Genomic DNA, 16,434 nt, shown 5'->3' on the forward strand with positions numbered 1-16,434 from the left:
ACTGGAAGGACCCTGTGTTGCCGACCAATTTCTACTCGCCGGTGTCGTCCGCATCCACGCATGCGCTGTCCGCGCTCGCCCTCACCGGCGGCGCCCGGATCGGGGTGCACCGCGACCCGGTGTACGCCTGGGCGTTGGACCCCGACCCCGCCCGGCGCGTCGGTCTGATCAGCGGTGGCGGTGCCGGTCACGAACCCATGCACGCGGGATTCCTCGGCCGCGGCGGCCTCGACGCGGTATGCCCCGGTGAAGTCTTCACCTCCCCGCACAACCGCCAGATCCACGCCGCCAGTGGCAAAGTCGCCCGCGAGGGCGGTGTGCTGCACATCGTGAAGAACTACACCGGCGACGTGCTGAACTTCGCGATCGCCGCCGAACGGCTGCGCGGTGACGGTATCGAGGTGGACCGCGTGCTTGTCGACGACGATCTCGGCTCCGAAGGCCAGGAGGTCGGCAGGCGCGGCACCGGGGCCACCGTGGTGGTCGAGAAGATCCTCGGTGCGGCGGCCGATCGCGGGCTGTCGCTGGCCGAGCTCGTGGATCTGGGACAGGCGGTGGTGGCGGCGTCGCGCTCGCTGGCCGTTGCCCACCGCGCCTGCACCGTCCCCGGCGCGGACCGCCCGGCCTTCGACGTCGAGCCCGGGACACTGGAGTACGGCGTGGGTATCCACGGTGAGGCGGCACGCGAATCCATCCCGCGGCCCGACCTCGACGAACTCGTCACGCGCATGGTAGGCGAACTGCTCGACCATCTCCCCGTCACCGACGCCGGCGTGCTGGTGCTCGCCAACGGGCTCGGCGGAACCGGTGACCTCGAGCTGCTGCACATCCTGGCCGAAACCGAGCGGGCACTGTCCGAACGCGGTGTCGCGCTACGCAGTGCGGTATCGGGCACCTACGTCTCGGCGCTGGACATGGCCGGCTTCTCACTGACTCTCACCGCGGTCGGCGACGAGCAGTGGCTCGATGACTGGTGCGCTGAACACGCGACCACATCGCTGCCGTCGCCGGTGCGCGCGGAGACCACCTTCGTCGGCGAGCGGGCACCGGACACCGATGGCGAACCGTCTGCCTGGCTGCGGGCACTGGCCGATGATGTCGCCGAGATCCGCGACCCGCTCAACGATCTCGACCGGCGCGCCGGCGACGGTGATATCGGCACCAACCTCGACAACGCCCTGCGGGCAGCCGTCGGCCGGGGTGCCGGCGCCGAGGCGGATCTGGCGGCCGATCTGCGCGCGCTGGCGGCCGCGTTCGCCGAGGACGTCGGCGGTTCCAGCGGTCCGCTGTTCGGTCTGGTGCTGGGCCGCATTGCCGCGCAGGTCTCAGCGGATGGCGAGGGCGGGCCGGCAGTTCGCGTGGCGCAGGGCCTACGCGAGGGTGTCGAGGCGATCACCCGTGCCGGCGGTGCACGCGTCGGTGACCGCACCATGGTCGACGCGCTGCACCCCGCCGGATGGGATGGGCAGACACCTCGTGGCGCCCTCGATGACGACGCGCTGGCGGCCGCGCTGGCCGGGGCTGAGGCGACCGCCACGATGGTCGGCAAACGCGGGCGGTCCAGCTATGTCGGCGAAAAAGCCCTCGGCACACCCGATCCCGGGGCGTTGGCGGTGGTCGCGGTGCTCATCGCGATTGTCGAGCGCATCGACGGCGCCACTCGCCGCGACGGCCGGCGGGATCGGCTCGAGGCGCTGATCCGCGGCTGACGGTCAGGGCTGTTTGACCCACTTGCCGGCGTCGCCGACGATCCCGACGGGCACCGCACCGCTCAGGCTCACCCCGGCCACCCGCGGGCCGGCGGCCACGATGGTGGTGTCCTGCAGGATCGGCAGCACGGTCGACAGGTCCCACAGCCGCGGCTCGACCGCGTCGATCACCTTGCCGATCTCCTCGGTGCCGCGCAGCGCGGCATCGATCCTGGGCTGGATGCTGCGGTCGCAGATCCCGGTCAGGTTACTGGGCGCCTGCACCAATTCACCTGCGCCGCCGGGCGGCTCGGGCGCGGTCGTGCCGGTGGTGGTCGTGGTGGCTGACGGTGCCGGTGTCGTCGTCGAGCTGGGCGTGGTGGTGACGGTGACGCTCGGGGTCGGCGTCACGGTGGAGACGGCGGTGGCCTCCAGCGCCGGGCAGCCGTAGCGCGATGCCAACGCGGTGGCCAGGTCGCCGCCGGCGTGGTGCCAGCCGACGATCGCGTCGACGGTGTTCTCGACGAGCGCCTCGCTGTAGAGCGTCACCGGGTCCAGCGCCGACACCGACGCGGCGATGCCGACGCTGCGTAACTGATCGGCGGCGGTGTTGGCGACCGCGATCGAGGTGGGGTCATTGGCGGCGACCCCGAGCACGATGGTCAGCGGTTCGCCGTCCTTCATGAGCTGTCCGCGCGACTCGTCGGGGGCCGGCGTTCCCGGCGCCGACGTCGCCGTCGGCGACACCGGGGCGATCTGATAGCCGGCGTCGACCAGCAGCCCCATCGCGTCCTCCCGGCTGATCGCCTTGGGCGCGGTGGGCACGTAGCCGGGGTCCGAGGGTGAGCGCACCTGTGCCTGCGCCAGGGTCACGGTGTTGTCCGAACCGGCGCCGACGGCGGCCAGCAGGTCGACGTCGAGCAGCCCGAACAGCGCCTTGCGGACCCGCAGATCGGTCAGTGCGGGCTGCTGCGCGCGCAGGGTCAGCTGCATGACGCGCGGGGTGACGATGCGTGCCGTGCGCACATCCGGGATGGCCGACAGCTGCGCGAAGGCCGCCTGCCCGCCGTGCACCTGCGCCACCTGGGTGTCCCCATTGCGGATCGAATCGGCAAGCGCCGCAGGCGATCCACCGCGGCGGAAGAGGATCTCGTCGGGCGCGGCGGGCTCGCCCCAGTAGCGGTCGTTGCGGGCCAGCAGAATCTCGTCGCGCTGCGGGTCGATGCTCTCCACCCGGAACTGTCCGCCGGTCACCGGCAGGGCGCGCGCCAGGCCGGCGCTGAAGCTGCCCGGCATGTCCTTGACGATATGGGCGGGCAGGATGTTGTTGAACAGTTCCCGCCACGCGGGATACGGCTGGGCGAAGGTGACGACGGCAGTCTTGCCGCCCTCGACCGACTGGACGCCGGTGATCAGGTCGTAGCCGGCGGGATCCACGACACCGGGGACGCTGACCATCTGCCGCCACAGGTACCAGAAGTCGTCGGCGCCGATCGGTGCGTTGTCGGTCCAGGCCGCCTCCGGGCGGATCTTGTAGGTGACCGTGAACGGGTCCTCGTCGGTGACCTCGACCGACTCCAGCAGCGTCGGGTCCATCTCCCAGCGCGAGCCGGTCGGGGTCGCCGGGTCCGGGATGGGCCGGAACGAACTGGGCAGCACCAGCGCGGCGACGGCAGCGTTCACCGAGGACTGATCCGACAACAGGTGCGGGTTGAACCCGGCCCCGATGGCGTCGATGGCCATGATGATCTGCATGGTCCGCGCCTTCGGGGGCGGCGGGGTCTGGGTGGTCTCGGTGCTCTGCGGCGCCGGCGGCGGGCTGACGGTGCAACCGCCGAGCAGCAGCACCGACAGCAAGGCCGCGAGCACGGTGAAGCGGCGTCGGGCTGTCGGCACGAGGTTCAGGGTATCGGCTAGTTGTTGGCCTGCTGCTTGGCGCGCGCCTTGGCCCGGGCCCGCAGGCTCGCGGTCAGCTCTACCTTGCGCACCCGGACGATCTCCGGGGTGACCTCGACGCACTCGTCCTCGGCGCAGAACTCCATGGCCTTCTCCAGGTCGAGTTCCAGCGGCCGGGCGAGCGTCTCCATCACATCGGCGGTCGAGCTGCGCATGTTGGTCAGCTTCTTCTCGCGGGTGATGTTGATGTCCAGATCCTCGGCGCGCGGGTTGATCCCGACGACCTGACCCTCGTAGGTCTCCTCGCCGGGCTCGACGAAGAACTGCCCGCGGTCGGCGAGCTGGATCATCGCGAACGGGGTGATCTGTCCGCTGCGGTCGGAGACCAGCGATCCGGTGTGGCGCGCCCGGATCTCACCGGCCCACGGCCGATAACCGTCGAACACGGCGTTGGCGATGCCCGTGCCGCGGGTGATGGTCAAGAAGTCGGTGCGGAACCCGATCAGGCCACGGCTGGGGACGATGAAGTCCATCCGGACCCATCCCGCGGCGTGGTTGGTCATCTGCTCCATGCGGCCCTTGCGGGCGGCCATCAGCTGCGTGATCGCGCCGAGGTGCTCCTCCGGGCAGTCGATGGTCAGCGCCTCGAACGGCTCGTGCAGCTTGCCGTCGATGGTCTGGGTGACCACCTGCGGCTTGCCCACGGTCAGCTCGAAACCCTCGCGGCGCATCTGCTCGACCAGCACGGCCAGCGCCAGCTCACCGCGGCCCTGCACCTCCCAGGCGTCCGGGCGGCCGACGTCGACGACCTTGATCGACACGTTGCCGATCAGTTCGGAGTCCAACCGGTTCTTGACCATGCGGGCGGTCAGCTTGTGTCCGGACACCTTGCCGGCCAGCGGCGAGGTGTTGGTGCCGACGGTCACCGAGATGGCGGGCTCGTCGACGGTGATGCGTGGCAGTGCGTGGGCGTGGTCCGGGTCGGCCAGGGTGTCGCCGATCATGATGTCCGGCATCCCGGCGACGGCGACGATGTCCCCGGCGACGGCCTCGTCGGTGGGCGTGCGCTCGACACCGACGGTCACCAGCAGTTCGGTGATCTTGGCGTTCGTGATGACGGGGTGCCCGTCGACCTCACGCATCCAGGCCACCTGCTGGCCCTTCTTGATCTTGCCCTTGTAGATGCGGATCAGCGCCAACCGGCCAAGGAACGCCGAGGCGTCGAGGTTGGTGACCAACGCCTGCAGCGGGGCCTCGGGATCGCCCTGCGGCGGCGGGATGTGCTCCATCAGGACGTCGAACAGCGGGTCGAGATTCTCGCCGTCGGGGTTCTGGCCGTTCTCGGGCTGAGTGGTGCTGGCGATTCCGGCGCGGCCCGAGGCGTACAGAGTCGGCAGATCCAGGGCCTTCTCGGCGGCCGCCTGGGCGTCCTCGTCCAGATCGGAGGCGACGTCGAGCAGCAGGTCGTGGCTTTCCTCGACGACCTCGGCGATGCGGGCGTCGGGCCGGTCGGTCTTGTTGACCACCACGATCACCGGCAGGTGCGCGGACAGCGCCTTGCGCAGCACGAATCGGGTCTGCGGCAGCGGGCCCTCGGAGGCGTCGACCAGCAGCACCACACCGTCGACCATGGACAGACCGCGCTCGACCTCGCCACCGAAGTCGGCGTGGCCGGGGGTGTCGATCACGTTGATGACGGTGACGGTGCCGTCGGCGTTGTGCCGGTGCACCGCGGTGTTCTTGGCCAGGATGGTGATGCCTTTTTCCTTCTCAAGGTCACCGGAGTCCATGATGCGTTCGGTCGAGTCGTCGCCGCGATGCGACAACGCACCGGACTGCCGCAGCATGGCGTCGACCAGCGTTGTCTTACCGTGGTCGACGTGCGCGACGATGGCTACGTTGCGAAAGTTCGGGCGAGAATCCACGTAGGTGATTGTCGCAGTGCGGGTACCTGATCACGAAAACGACCGGGTTCATCGGAAGGCGTGCGTGAAGAAGCTGCTTTTGGCCAAACCGAAGAAGAAGTGCTGCCGTAGTAAGCCCCGCTGCAAGAAGTGCCCGCTGGTACTGCACAAGGTGCAGAAGGCGGCGCACAACGGGATGCGGGGCAAGGAACTGGAGAAGGTGTACAAGCTGGCAAGAAAAACGTAGTGACCTGCGTCGATACCTGTTGTCCCGGCCGCGGCGGGCGTACCGTTGAGGTATCCGTCCGGTGTGGTTGGAGGTATCCATCATGACGGTTTACGAGGTACTGACCGTGGCGCTGATCGTGGTGCTGGCGCTGGCCACCACGCTGGCGATCTACGTCGGGATGGCCAACTGGTTCGGCGTCGCCCACGTCGTGCGGTGTGCCGCATGTCACCATCTGACGCTGTCCTCGGCGCGGGCTGCGCAGGGTTCGTGCCCGCATTGCCGCCATCCAGCGCTGCTGCACCCGATCTACACCGCGGGCCATCGCGGCCAGCCGGTGCGGGTGGTCGGCGATCACTTGCGCTACTAGCGCGGTCCCAGACGGGAAAATCTTGGCAAACTCTCAGGGTTCGTCAATTAACTTCTCCGTCAAAAGAACTCGCGGCGGCACCGGTGTGCCCGGTGCCGGTACCGGCTCCTGGCTGCGAAATCAGTTGGTAACGTTCGCCCATCCTGCGCGATGAAGTGAGTGACCAGAGCGGTCCGATGTGAACGAAGGGTTTGTGCCGATGCCTGTGACCACCCGAAGCCTGGTGCGTGCCGCCACGAAGTTGACCGTCGTGGGCATCGGAGCCGCCGCCGTGGCAGCCGCCCTCGCCACCGTCAACGCCGGCACCGCCTCCGCCGAGGTCACCGAGATCGCTCCCGGCCCGTACGTGAGCAGCCGACAGGCCGTCCTGGTCGACAAGAACGCGCTGCGTCGCACCCGTCAGGGCGTGGCACGCGGATCGGGCGCCGAGAACCGCCGCGCCGACAACGGCGGCGTGCACGCCCAGGGCGAGGTCCGCGACGGCGTCATCGCCGTTCCGGGCACCGCCTCGGCACCGTTCGGCGTGGGCCGTGATGCGCAGTTCCGCCAGGGCGCTCCCATCGGTAGTTGGTAGACACCTGCGCCACAAGGGCTTTCACCGCATCGCTGCGGTCAGCTCGGGCAGCCACACCCGGTCGGCCGGCACCCAGGCCAACCCGTCGAGTTCCTCGGCGCGCACCCAGCGCAGCGCTCGGTGATCGTGCGGGTGCGGGCTGCCCGAATCGAGACTGACGAAATAGGCGCGCAACGTCGCGGTCGCACTCAGCGCGACCTCGGCGTCCAGCCGCGCGCCCACGGACACCTCGACGCCGAGTTCCTCGCGCAATTCACGGGCCAGCGCGTCGGCGTCGCTCTCCCCCGCCGCGGCCTTGCCGCCGGGCAGTTCCCACAGTCCGGCCAGTTCAGGTGGGCGGGCGCGCTGGGCGACCAGCAGCGCGCCACCTGAGATGAGCGCCCCGGCAACGACAATCTGCTCGGTCATCGCGCTAGACGGTATACCGTCGAATTCATGGCTGTATTGACCAACGACCAAGTCGACGCCGCACTGCCCGGTCTGAACGGTTGGGAGCGGGCCGACGGCGCATTACGTCGCTCGATCGAGTTCCCGGCGTTCCTGGCAGGCATCGACGCCGTCGGCCGGGTCGCCGAGCTCGCGGAACAGAAGGACCATCACCCCGACATCGACATCCGTTGGCGGACGGTGACTTTCGCCCTGGTCACGCATTCCGAGGGCGGGATCACGGACAAGGATGTGGAGATGGCGAAGGCGATCGATCAGCTGCTCGCCGGCTGAGCACGATCCACCCGAGGGTGGCCAGCGTGGCCACCGGGTACACCAGGCCCGCCCAGGCCAGATGCCACGGCCGGCCGATCTCCCAGATGGTCGGCTGGGCGAAGCTCAGCAGCCAGGGCACCCCGATGAGGGTCAGCGCCAACCATCCCCAGCCCAGCACCCGGGCACCCAGCCGCGCCCGCAGCGGGCCGTGCAGCAGCCAGATCATCAACGGGATCAACCACACCCAGTGATGTGTCCACGAGATCGGCGACAGCAGCAGCCCGAACAGTTGCACGGTGACGATCCCGCCGAGCCGGTCGGCGGTGCCGATGGTGCGCCACGCCAGCAAAGCCAGCGCCGCGGTCAGCACCAGCGCCACCAGCACGATGGGTCCGTAGCCGGCGTCGTGGCCCAGGATGCGTGAGATCGCGCCCCGCCAAGACTGATTGAACGAGGTGCCGATCGGCCCGACCCGCCGGGCGTCGCCCAGCAGATCGGTGAAGTAGTAGCGGGCCTGCTCCCCGACGACCAACGCCGACGCGCCGACCGTGGCGAAGAAGACCACGGCCGAGAAGACCGCGGCGCCGTAACGACGCACGCCGACGAAGTACAGTCCCGCCACCGCCGGCGTGAGCTTGACGCCGGCGGCCAGCCCGACCAGCAGCCCCGACAGCCACCATCGGGTGCTGCGCACCGCCCACAGCACCGCGAGCACCAGCAGCACGTTGATCTGCCCGTAGTCGAAGGTGCTGCGCAGCGGTTCGGTCCAAATGCCGACGGCGGTCCAGGCCATCGCCGGGTGGGAGTCATCACAGCCGACGAGGTCCAGGCTGATGCGCACCACGCCGTAGAGCGCGGCGAAGATGCCCAACTGCCAGATCAGCGCCACCAGGTCGAACGGCAGCATGCTCAGCGGATAGAACACCACCGCGGCGAACGGCGGATAGGTGAACGGGAGCGGGAAGTCCGGGGTCTGCTCGGCGTAGACATAGTCGTAGAGGGCGCCGGGGGTTTCCAGCGCGTCGGCGCCACCGACATAGACGTGCAGGTCGACGAAGTTCGCACCGTTGGGCACCAGATAGGTCCAGGCGAGCCGCGCGGCGATGCTGGCCGCCAAGAACAGCGGCGCCCAGCGATAGAGCTGTGCCATGCGCGAGGTGGTGCGGTTCGTGTTTACCGCTCCGACTCTATCCACCGGCACCGCCGCGCCCGCTGCCATCCTCACCCGACATTCGCGAGGAATCGTGGCGCGCGCGGTGTGCCGGACTTTCCGATCACCATCGGCGCACGCCTCCGTAACGGTTGAATAAACCACACTCCTGTCACTTGAGTAACACCAGTAACTCGCTACCTTCGGTTTCAGACGTGCCGCCAACGAAACGGGGAGAACCGTGTCATCTTTCAGAAAACTCTTTGCCACCAGCATGATTGCCGGTGCCGGCGCGGCCTTGGCCGCGCTGACCTTGAGCCCGGCCGCCGCGGCCGAGCCCGCGCCGCCGGCGCCCAACCCGCCGGCCGTTCCCGGTGCCCCGAACGTCCCGTTCGCACCGCAGCTGGCCAGCATCCAGACCGTGGCCCCGCAGATCATCCAGGGTGTCGCGTCGGTCCTCACCGGCGGTAGCCAGACCAGCTCGCTGCCGGTCGATCCGATCACCCCGGCCGGCGCCCCCGCCGCGGTGCCGGCCACGGCCACCGCCCCGGCCGCCGCCGCACCCGCGGCCGCGATGGCCGGTGTGCAGAACCTGGTGCCCGGACTGGCCGGGCTGATGCCGGCCGGCACCCCGCTGGCGGGCCTGCTGCCCGCGACCGGGGCCGCCACTCCCGCCGCCGCACCGGCCGCCCCCGCCGCACCGGGTGCACCCGCCGCCGGTCTGCCGACACCGTCGGACGCCGCGCAATCGATCGTGCCGATGTTCGTGCCGCTGTCGGGTCTGCCCTGATCTCACACCGACCGACCGAAAACCCAACCTAACCAGGGGGAGTCATGCCATCGATCCGGACCACGCTGACCAGCACCACGGCCGCCGCGCTCGTGGTGCTGGGCGGGGGCTCCGTGATTCCAGCCCACGCCGAACCGGCCGCGCCGATGCCGCTGCCGATCAACGGCCTGCAGGCACCGGGGCTACCGGCGATGGAGACTCTCGGACCGGCCATCCAGCAGGCCGCCGCCAATCCCGGCGATGCGGCGTCGATGCTGATGGCGGCCGCCGCCGCGTTCGCGGGAAACGCGGCGGCTCCGGCGGATTCGCAGAATCTGGCCACGGCGGTCAACGAGTTCGTGTCCGCGCCGCAGGTGCACACCCCTGCGGCCGGCGCGGGCGCCCAGGCGCACCTGCCCGCCGGGGTCAATCCCGCCTACTCGGTGGGCCCGGTGCCCCTGTCGATCGCCGACGCGCCCGCACCGGCAGCGGTGCCGCCGGTCCCCGAGGCCGCCGTCGAGGCGCCCGTCGTTCCCGCGCCCGAAGCCGTGCCGCCGGCACCGGTGCCCCCGCCGGCCGATCCGCTGGCCGCCGCGCCGGCCCCGGCACCCGGACCCGCCCCGGCGCCCGGTGCGATGCCGGACTTCGGGCCGGACGCGCCGACCACCCAGGACTTCATGTATCCGTCGATCAGCAACGGCTGCCTGGCCGATGGCGGCAATGTGTTGGCGACCGCCATCTCGGTGGCGGGCCCGGCGAAGATCCCCGCACCCGGACCGGCCGCCGGCCAGACCGCCTATGTCTTCACCGCCGTCGGCACACCCGGCCCGGCCGCCGAGCAGAAGCTGCCGCTCAACGTCACCTGGGTGAACCTGAGCACCGGGAAGTCCGGCACCGCCACCCTGAAGCCGCAGGCCGATATCAACCCGGCCGGGCCCACGACGCTGACCGCCATCGCCGATACCGGCTCGGGAAGCATCATGTCGACGATCTTCGGTCAGGTCACCACGACCGAGAAGCAGTGCCAGTTCATGCCCACCATCGGCTCGACGGTGGTGCCGTAGTAACGGTGGCTCAGTAGGCCATGAAAAGGATCATCTCGCGGTCGTATTCGCGACCGGGATGCGATTCGGCCAGGTGTGCCTGAGCCTTGGTCACCAGGTCGTCCTCATCGGTGCCCTGAATGGCTTCACCGCACGGGCAGTTGAGATGTGTCTTCGCCATATGTCCACAATCGCATACGCACCAAGATGGTGAGCATGGATATCTACGACGTCATGCGCACGACCGGTGCGGTCCGCCAGTTCACCGGCGATCCGCTGCCCGATGAGACGCTGACCAGGATCCTCGACAACGCCCGGTTCGCGCCGAGCGGCGGGAACCGGCAGGGCACCCACATCGTCGCGGTCCGCGACGCCGCGACCAAGGAAGCGCTGGCCGATTTGAGCGTGACCGGCGCGCGACGCTATATCGCCCAGCAGCGCAACGGCGAGAGCCCATGGAATCCGTTGCGTCCCATGGAGGTATCCGAACAGGACCTGGCGGCGGTGAAGGTGCCGCGGGCCGGGCAATTGACCGATGCCGAGGTGGTCCTGGTGGTGTGCGTGGACCTCGGCGTCGTCGCGGCGTTCGACCAGAACCTGGACCGCATCGGTGTGGTGTCGGGCGCCTCGGTGTATCCGCTGGTGTGGAACATTCTGCTGGCCGCCCGCAACGAGGGATTCGGCGGCGTACTCACCACGATGGCCATCGCCGAAGAGCCCGCGGTGAAACAACTGCTCGGGATACCCGAGGACTACGCGGTCGCGGCGGTGGTCCCGTTGGGCAAGCCGGTCACGCAGGTGCGCAAGCTGACCCGCAAGCCGGTGGCCGAGTTCGTCACCCGCGAGCGGTTCGACGGGCTCGCCTTCGGCTGACTCTGCGGTGACGGCGCACGCCTCTCGCCACTTTCGCGCCGTGGGCGCAGAGTCACGCTTGCTCACGACGGTGCACTGAGATCGAGGAAGCAGCCAGAAGTTCGATCTGTATGCACCGTCGGCACCCGACACATGTTGAGTCTGCGCCGTGGGCGCAACGTCAAGCCTTCGCGGCCTTGGCTGCGGCCTTCATCTTCTTCTTGTACGCCCGGACCTCCTGCAGCGAGCCGGGGTCGACGACATCGGCCACCGACATGTGGGTGCCTGCCTTGCCGTAGTCACCGGCCGCGGCGCGCCAGCCCTGCGGCGTCACGCCGTACTGCTTGCCCAGCAGCGCCAGGAAGATGCGGGCCTTCTGATCGCCGAAACCGGGCAGCCGCTTGAGCCGGCGCAACACCTCGGCGCCGTCGGGATCACCGGCGGTCCACAGCGCGGTCACGTCACCGTCGTATTCGTCGACGACGGCCTGGGCCAGCGCCTGCACCCGCTTGGACATCGAGCCCGGGAAGCGGTGGATGGCCGGGGTCTGCGAGCACAGTTCGGTGAACTCGTCGGGGTTGTAGTCGGCGATGAGCCGGGCATCGACCTCGCCGATGCGATCGGCGATCTTCTTGGGCCCCGCGAACGCCGTCTCCATCGGGATCTGCTGATCGAGCAGCATGCCGACCAGGAGCGCGAACGGGTTGGCCTCGAGCAAAGCGTCGGCCGCCGGATCTTGAACTAGCTGCAGGGTGGGCACCCGCACAGTCTAGAACTGCGAATCCACCGACGGTGTCGGTGCAGTGTGCGAATGTAATGCCCTGACCTGGGAGAGGAGAAGGCCATGAGACGCGTCATCACCCCACTCGTGGCGGCCGTCGCCGCCTCGATCGCGCTGGCCGGCGCCGCGCACGCGATCCCCGACCAGGGCACGCCGGCGTTCGACGAGTACCTGGCCGGCCTGCAACGCAACGGCTACAACCTGCACCCGGACACCGCCTGGCGCGCCATGCACCAGGCGTGTGTGGGTGGCCTGCCGGGCTATATCGGTCTGGAGCTGGCCGCGCAGGGCGCCGTCGGCCCCGGAGCGCAGGAGCGGGTGTTCGACGTGGCCAGGAAGTACGCCTGCCCGGTTCAGTAGCCGCACCGGCATAGGGTTGGCGCCACGATGTCGGGCCAGTTCGCGGTGATGCTGGCCGCGGCGCTGCTGCTGGCAGCGGTCGCGGCCGTCCTCGTGGTGCGCACCCGCCGCGTCGTGGCCACCCCCACCGAACGCGCCGTCCACGCGGCCCTGCACACCGCGTCACTGGCGGCACGCGCCCTGCGCCAGGGACTGGACACCGGATCCGCGGCCACCGCCGCCCCATTCTTGCGCGATCTCACCGGAACCGACGGCGTCGCGCTGTTCGACGGTGACGGGCAACTGCTCGCCGGGGACCCCGATGACAAGTTCATCTGGCGCCGCGAGGTCAGTCAGACCGCGGCGAGCGCGGCCGCGGCGTCCATCGCCGGCGAGCGCCGGGTGCTGAACAGTGTCGGCCCCAATACCGTCGTCGCGCAGCCGCTGCTGGCCGAGGCCGGTGACGTGCTCGGCGTCCTGGTGGTGGTCGCGGCGGGCACGCCGGGTCCGGGCATGCTCGGCGCCATCGGCGAGGTCGCCCGCTACGCGGCCAGCCAGATCGAGCTGGCCGAGCTCGACGCCTCCCGAGCCCGTCTGGACAAGGCCGAGGTGCTGGCCCTGCGCGCCCAGATCAGTCCGCACTTCATCTACAACGCGCTCAACACCATCGCCTCGTTCGTGCGGACCGACCCCACCCGGGCGCGTGAGCTGATCCTGGAGTTCGCCGATTTCACTCGGTACTCCTTCCGCGCGGCCGGGCAGTACACCACGCTGGCCGAGGAACTGCGCAACATCGATCGCTACCTGACGCTGGAGCGGGCCCGGTTCGGCACCGCGTTGACGGTGCGCCTGCAGGTCGCCCCCGAGGTGCTCAACGTGGTGGTGCCGTTCCTGGCGCTGCAACCTCTGGTGGAGAACGCGGTCCGGCACGGACTGGCCGGCCGGGGCGGCGGCTCGGTGGAGATCATCGCCAACGACGCCGGCTCGGATTGCGTCATCACCGTCGAGGACGACGGCGCTGGAATGGATCCCGAGGCGCTGCGGGCCGGGCACGGCGACGCGCTGGCCGACGCGACCGACCACTCCGCACACGTCGGGCTGACCAATGTCGATCATCGGCTGCGCGCGGCCTTCGGCAACGACTACGGTCTGGTGGTCGAGACGGCAATCGGAGCGGGAACCAAGGTCATCATGCGGGTACCGAAATTCCGGTCCGGGGTGCGGGCCGGTGGAGGGGCGTTGGCGTGAGTGCGATCTTGACCGTGCTCGCCGTCGACGATGAGGCGCCTGCTCTCGACGAACTGGCCTACCTGCTGGGCGAGCACCCCTGCATCGGGCAAGTGCACACCGCCGGTGATGCCACCTCCGCGCTGCGAGAACTCAACCAGCACAGCATCGATGCGGTCTTCCTCGACATCAACATGCCGGGACTTTCGGGGATCGAACTGGCCGGTGTGCTGACCAATTTCGCCAACCGGCCGGCGGTGGTGTTCGTGACGGCGCACGACGACAAGGCCGTCGCGGCGTTCGACGTCGGCGCCGTCGACTATCTGCTCAAACCGATCCGGCAGAACCGGCTCGACGAGGCGGTGCGCCGCGTGGTGACCGCGCGCGCCACCGAAGCTCCGCCGGAGGCACCGGACACCGTCGACTCCGATGTCATCCCCGCCGAACTCGGCGGCATCACCCACCTGGTGCCCCGCGACAGCATCGGCTGGGTCGAGGCCGAGGGCGACTACGCCCGGCTGCACTCGGCCACCGGCGCCCATCTGGTGCGGATCCCGTTGAGCACTTTGGAAACGCGTTGGCGCGATCACGGCTTCCAGCGCATCCACCGGTCTTACCTGGTGTCGCTGCGGCTGGTCACCGGCCTGCGCACCGGCGACGGTGGCCTCCTCGTGCGGTTGCGCGCCAACGGCTCCTCCCCCGCCGTCGAATTGCCGGTCAGCCGCCGCCAGGCCCGCGAACTGCGCGACCGCCTGGTCCGCGACCCGATGCGCCACCTGAAACCGGCGGGCGCCGATGAATGAGCGACCGGGGCCCACCGCGGCCCGCCAACGCGTGGTGCTGGCCCACCGTCGCGGCGCCCGGATGGTGCGCACACGCGTCGAGGTGCAGGAGCAGACCCAGGTCGGCGACGCCCTGGTGCGCGGTCTGGTGCGCGCCCAACTGGGGCTGGCGCTGCGGCTGACGCTGGTGGTGGTGTGCGCGGTCGCCGGCATCCTGGTGCTCACCTCGACGGTGCCCGACCTGACGGTGCTCGGCATGCGGCTGAACTGGCTGCTGCTGGCGGTATTGGCCTATCCCCTGCTCTACGGCGTGGGCCGGCTGTATGTGCACCTCGCCGAGCAGGGTGAGCGCGATTTCGTCCGCGTCGTCGACAGCGAACCGTGACCGGTTCACCGCTGACCGCGGCCGCCCTGTTGGCCGCCGCGATCGCCACCGTGGTGATCGGCAGCTGGGGGGTGCGGCTGTCGCGGACCACCTCGGATTTCCTGGTCGCCTCGCGCAGTGTCGGTCCGCGCTGGAACGCCGCCGCCATCTCCGGTGAATACCTCTCGGCGGCATCGTTTCTCGGTGTCGCCGGACTGATCGCCAAGTACGGTGCCGACGCGTTGTGGTACCCGGTCGGCTTCACCGCCGGTTATCTGGGCCTGCTGCTGTTCGTCGCGGCACCGCTGCGCCGCTCCGGTGCCTACACCGTGCCCGACTTCGCCGAGTTCCGGCTCGGCTCGCCGCGACTGCGCAAGGTCGCCATGCTGGTGGTGGTCATGGTGTGCCTGTTCTACCTGGCCCCGCAGTACCAGGGTGCGGGGTTGGCATTGAAAACCCTTCTCGGGATGCCGGTCTGGACCGGCCCGGTGCTCGTCGGGATCATCGTCATCACCAACGTCGTCGGCGGCGGGATGCGCTCGATCACGTTCGTGCAGGCCTTCCAGTACTGGCTCAAACTGACCGCCGTCGCCATCCCCGCGCTCGCCCTGCTGGGCCTGTTCCTCAGCGACCGCGGCGAACTGGGCGGCCCCATGCCGCCGAGCGTGGAACAGCGCACCACCGTACAGATAGAGACCGATGTGGTGGTGCAGGTCGTCGACCCGGCCGGTATCACCGTGACCGGCGTGCTCGACGGAACCGCGGTGCGCGCCAGCGGCTTCGGCGCACCGGGTGAACACACCCTCGGCGCGGGCACCAGCCTGACGCTGGCCGCCGGCGCGGCCACACCGGTGGTGGCGGGCACGCCGAGCACCAATAGCGAGTGGATCACCTCGGGCACCGGGTTGGGCGGCGGGCATCCGCTGTATCAGGTGCTGTCCATCATCATCGCCACATTCCTGGGCACCATGGGTCTGCCGCATGTGCTGGTCCGGTTCTACACCAACCCCGACGGTCGGGCCGCACGGCGTACCGCGTTGGCGGTGATCGCGCTGCTGTCGCTGTTCTACCTGTTCCCGGTGCTGCTCGGGGTCTTCTCCCGGCTCTACGTGCCGCAACTGCTGATCACCGGAACCGCCGATGCCGCAGTGCTGTTGGCGCCCGGCGCCGCGATCGGCGGCGCCCTCGGCCAACTGCTGGCGGCCCTCGTCGCCGCCGGTGCCATCGCCGCCTTCCTGGCGACATCATCGGGGCTGCTGGTCAGCATCGCCGGCGCGCTGGCCACCGATGTACTGCGCGGCCGGGTCCGCGACTTCCGGGTGGCGGCGGTGATCGGCGGGGTGATCCCGATTCCGTTGTCGCTCATGGTGTCCGATCTGGAACTGTCCCGCACCGTGGGCCTGGCCTTCGCCGTCGCCGCCTCCACGCTGTGTCCGCTACTGGTGCTGGGTATCTGGTGGCGCGGACTGACCGCGGCCGGCGCCGCCTGTGGACTGGTGGTGGGCGGACTGGTGTGCGGCGGCGCGGTGCTGGTGGCCATCGCCGGCGGTGTCGACGAAAGCGTGCTGGGCGGCTGGCCCGCCGTGATGGTGGGCTATCCGGCGGCGCTCAGCGTGCCGATCGCCTTCGCGACGATGATCGTGGTCAGCCGCTTCACCCGCCCCACTCCGGGCGTCGCGCAGATCTTCGCCCGGATGCACGTGCCCGAACGACTCGGCATGGGCATCGAACGTCTCCCGCGCGGCTGAGCCGCACCGCTCATCGCCG

General features: G+C 69.8%; 19 protein-coding genes. 13 read left to right on the top strand and 6 right to left on the bottom strand.

The genetic code is table 11. The annotated features are described in order from the left end of the window. The first annotated feature begins 17 nt into the window (after positions 1 to 17). Positions 18 to 1,709 carry a dihydroxyacetone kinase subunit DhaK gene (locus ACWDUN_RS07080; RefSeq protein WP_449926532.1) on the top strand — a complete coding sequence of 564 codons (1,692 nt, stop codon included), beginning with the start codon at positions 18 to 20 and terminating at the stop codon, positions 1,707 to 1,709. A gap of 3 nt (positions 1,710 to 1,712) precedes the next feature. Here the strand turns inward: ACWDUN_RS07080 and ACWDUN_RS07085 are convergent, their stop codons facing one another. Then, the gene (locus tag ACWDUN_RS07085; protein ID WP_449926534.1) at positions 1,713 to 3,584 is read right to left on the bottom strand and encodes an ABC transporter family substrate-binding protein; all 1,872 of its coding nucleotides are present in this window, start codon (positions 3,582 to 3,584) and stop codon (positions 1,713 to 1,715) included. 17 nt (positions 3,585 to 3,601) lie between these two features. After that, complete coding sequence (typA, locus tag ACWDUN_RS07090) at positions 3,602 to 5,509, bottom strand: translational GTPase TypA (RefSeq protein WP_449926536.1); 1,908 nt, start codon at positions 5,507 to 5,509, stop codon at positions 3,602 to 3,604. A gap of 4 nt (positions 5,510 to 5,513) precedes the next feature. On the opposite strand from typA, the gene ACWDUN_RS07095 reads away from it, so the two are divergent. The 3 genes from ACWDUN_RS07095 to ACWDUN_RS07105 all read left to right on the top strand — a co-directional run bounded on the left by ACWDUN_RS07095 (position 5,514) and on the right by ACWDUN_RS07105 (position 6,658). Further along, the gene (locus ACWDUN_RS07095; RefSeq protein WP_449927823.1) at positions 5,514 to 5,735 is read left to right on the top strand and encodes a hypothetical protein; all 222 of its coding nucleotides are present in this window, start codon (positions 5,514 to 5,516) and stop codon (positions 5,733 to 5,735) included. 82 nt (positions 5,736 to 5,817) lie between these two features. Beyond that, positions 5,818 to 6,084, top strand: coding sequence for a hypothetical protein (locus ACWDUN_RS07100; RefSeq protein ID WP_449926539.1), 267 nt, complete (start codon positions 5,818 to 5,820; stop codon positions 6,082 to 6,084). A 199-nt stretch (positions 6,085 to 6,283) separates the two neighbouring features. Further along, entirely contained in the window at positions 6,284 to 6,658 is a 375-nt protein-coding gene (locus tag ACWDUN_RS07105; protein ID WP_449926541.1) for a hypothetical protein, read from the top strand. Positions 6,659 to 6,679: 21 nt separating this feature from the next. Here the strand turns inward: ACWDUN_RS07105 and ACWDUN_RS07110 are convergent, their stop codons facing one another. Beyond that, complete coding sequence (locus ACWDUN_RS07110) at positions 6,680 to 7,066, bottom strand: (deoxy)nucleoside triphosphate pyrophosphohydrolase (protein ID WP_449926543.1); 387 nt, start codon at positions 7,064 to 7,066, stop codon at positions 6,680 to 6,682. 27 nt (positions 7,067 to 7,093) lie between these two features. On the opposite strand from ACWDUN_RS07110, the gene ACWDUN_RS07115 reads away from it, so the two are divergent. Next, entirely contained in the window at positions 7,094 to 7,378 is a 285-nt protein-coding gene (locus ACWDUN_RS07115) for a 4a-hydroxytetrahydrobiopterin dehydratase (RefSeq protein WP_449926545.1), read from the top strand. Here the strand turns inward: ACWDUN_RS07115 and ACWDUN_RS07120 are convergent. Then, a complete protein-coding gene (locus ACWDUN_RS07120; protein ID WP_449926548.1) occupies positions 7,323 to 8,510 on the bottom strand; it encodes a mannosyltransferase in 1,188 nt (395 codons plus the stop codon). The genes ACWDUN_RS07115 and ACWDUN_RS07120 overlap by 56 nt on opposite strands. A 241-nt stretch (positions 8,511 to 8,751) precedes the next feature. Here ACWDUN_RS07120 and ACWDUN_RS07125 point away from each other — a divergent pair, with 241 nt between their 5' ends. Both ACWDUN_RS07125 and ACWDUN_RS07130 read left to right on the top strand, forming a co-directional pair. Then, the gene (locus ACWDUN_RS07125) at positions 8,752 to 9,300 is read left to right on the top strand and encodes a hypothetical protein (RefSeq protein ID WP_449926550.1); all 549 of its coding nucleotides are present in this window, start codon (positions 8,752 to 8,754) and stop codon (positions 9,298 to 9,300) included. A 44-nt stretch (positions 9,301 to 9,344) separates the two neighbouring features. Then, positions 9,345 to 10,343, top strand: coding sequence for an Rv1157c family protein (locus ACWDUN_RS07130; protein ID WP_449926553.1), 999 nt, complete (start codon positions 9,345 to 9,347; stop codon positions 10,341 to 10,343). A gap of 10 nt (positions 10,344 to 10,353) precedes the next feature. Here ACWDUN_RS07130 and ACWDUN_RS07135 read toward each other — a convergent pair whose 3' ends face one another. After that, positions 10,354 to 10,503 carry a DUF1059 domain-containing protein gene (locus tag ACWDUN_RS07135; RefSeq protein WP_449926557.1) on the bottom strand — a complete coding sequence of 50 codons (150 nt, stop codon included), beginning with the start codon at positions 10,501 to 10,503 and terminating at the stop codon, positions 10,354 to 10,356. Between the two features lie 35 nt (positions 10,504 to 10,538). On the opposite strand from ACWDUN_RS07135, the gene ACWDUN_RS07140 reads away from it, so the two are divergent. Continuing rightward, the gene (locus ACWDUN_RS07140; RefSeq protein ID WP_449926560.1) at positions 10,539 to 11,195 is read left to right on the top strand and encodes a nitroreductase family protein; all 657 of its coding nucleotides are present in this window, start codon (positions 10,539 to 10,541) and stop codon (positions 11,193 to 11,195) included. Positions 11,196 to 11,355: 160 nt separating this feature from the next. On the opposite strand, the gene ACWDUN_RS07145 is transcribed toward ACWDUN_RS07140, so the two are convergent. Next, positions 11,356 to 11,934, bottom strand: a complete 579-nt coding sequence (locus ACWDUN_RS07145) for an HhH-GPD-type base excision DNA repair protein (RefSeq protein WP_449926563.1) — start codon at positions 11,932 to 11,934, stop codon at positions 11,356 to 11,358. A gap of 84 nt (positions 11,935 to 12,018) precedes the next feature. On the opposite strand from ACWDUN_RS07145, the gene ACWDUN_RS07150 reads away from it, so the two are divergent. From ACWDUN_RS07150 to ACWDUN_RS07170, 5 genes are read left to right on the top strand one after another with little or no spacing between them, the layout of a single operon-like run. Continuing rightward, on the top strand, positions 12,019 to 12,315 hold the full coding sequence (locus ACWDUN_RS07150) for a DUF732 domain-containing protein (RefSeq protein WP_449926566.1): 297 nt from the start codon (positions 12,019 to 12,021) through the stop codon (positions 12,313 to 12,315). A gap of 27 nt (positions 12,316 to 12,342) precedes the next feature. Continuing rightward, on the top strand, positions 12,343 to 13,542 hold the full coding sequence (locus ACWDUN_RS07155) for a sensor histidine kinase (RefSeq protein WP_449926568.1): 1,200 nt from the start codon (positions 12,343 to 12,345) through the stop codon (positions 13,540 to 13,542). Further along, positions 13,539 to 14,324, top strand: a complete 786-nt coding sequence (locus ACWDUN_RS07160; protein WP_449926571.1) for a LytR/AlgR family response regulator transcription factor — start codon at positions 13,539 to 13,541, stop codon at positions 14,322 to 14,324. The genes ACWDUN_RS07155 and ACWDUN_RS07160 overlap by 4 nt, the downstream gene beginning before the upstream one ends. Continuing rightward, positions 14,317 to 14,688 carry a hypothetical protein gene (locus ACWDUN_RS07165; RefSeq protein ID WP_449926574.1) on the top strand — a complete coding sequence of 124 codons (372 nt, stop codon included), beginning with the start codon at positions 14,317 to 14,319 and terminating at the stop codon, positions 14,686 to 14,688. Before ACWDUN_RS07160 ends, ACWDUN_RS07165 begins: the two co-directional genes overlap by 8 nt. Then, the gene (locus tag ACWDUN_RS07170) at positions 14,685 to 16,415 is read left to right on the top strand and encodes a sodium/solute symporter (protein WP_449926576.1); all 1,731 of its coding nucleotides are present in this window, start codon (positions 14,685 to 14,687) and stop codon (positions 16,413 to 16,415) included. The genes ACWDUN_RS07165 and ACWDUN_RS07170 overlap by 4 nt, the downstream gene beginning before the upstream one ends. Positions 16,416 to 16,434: the final 19 nt, after the last annotated feature.

Source organism: Mycobacterium sp. NPDC003323 (assembly GCF_053589535.1).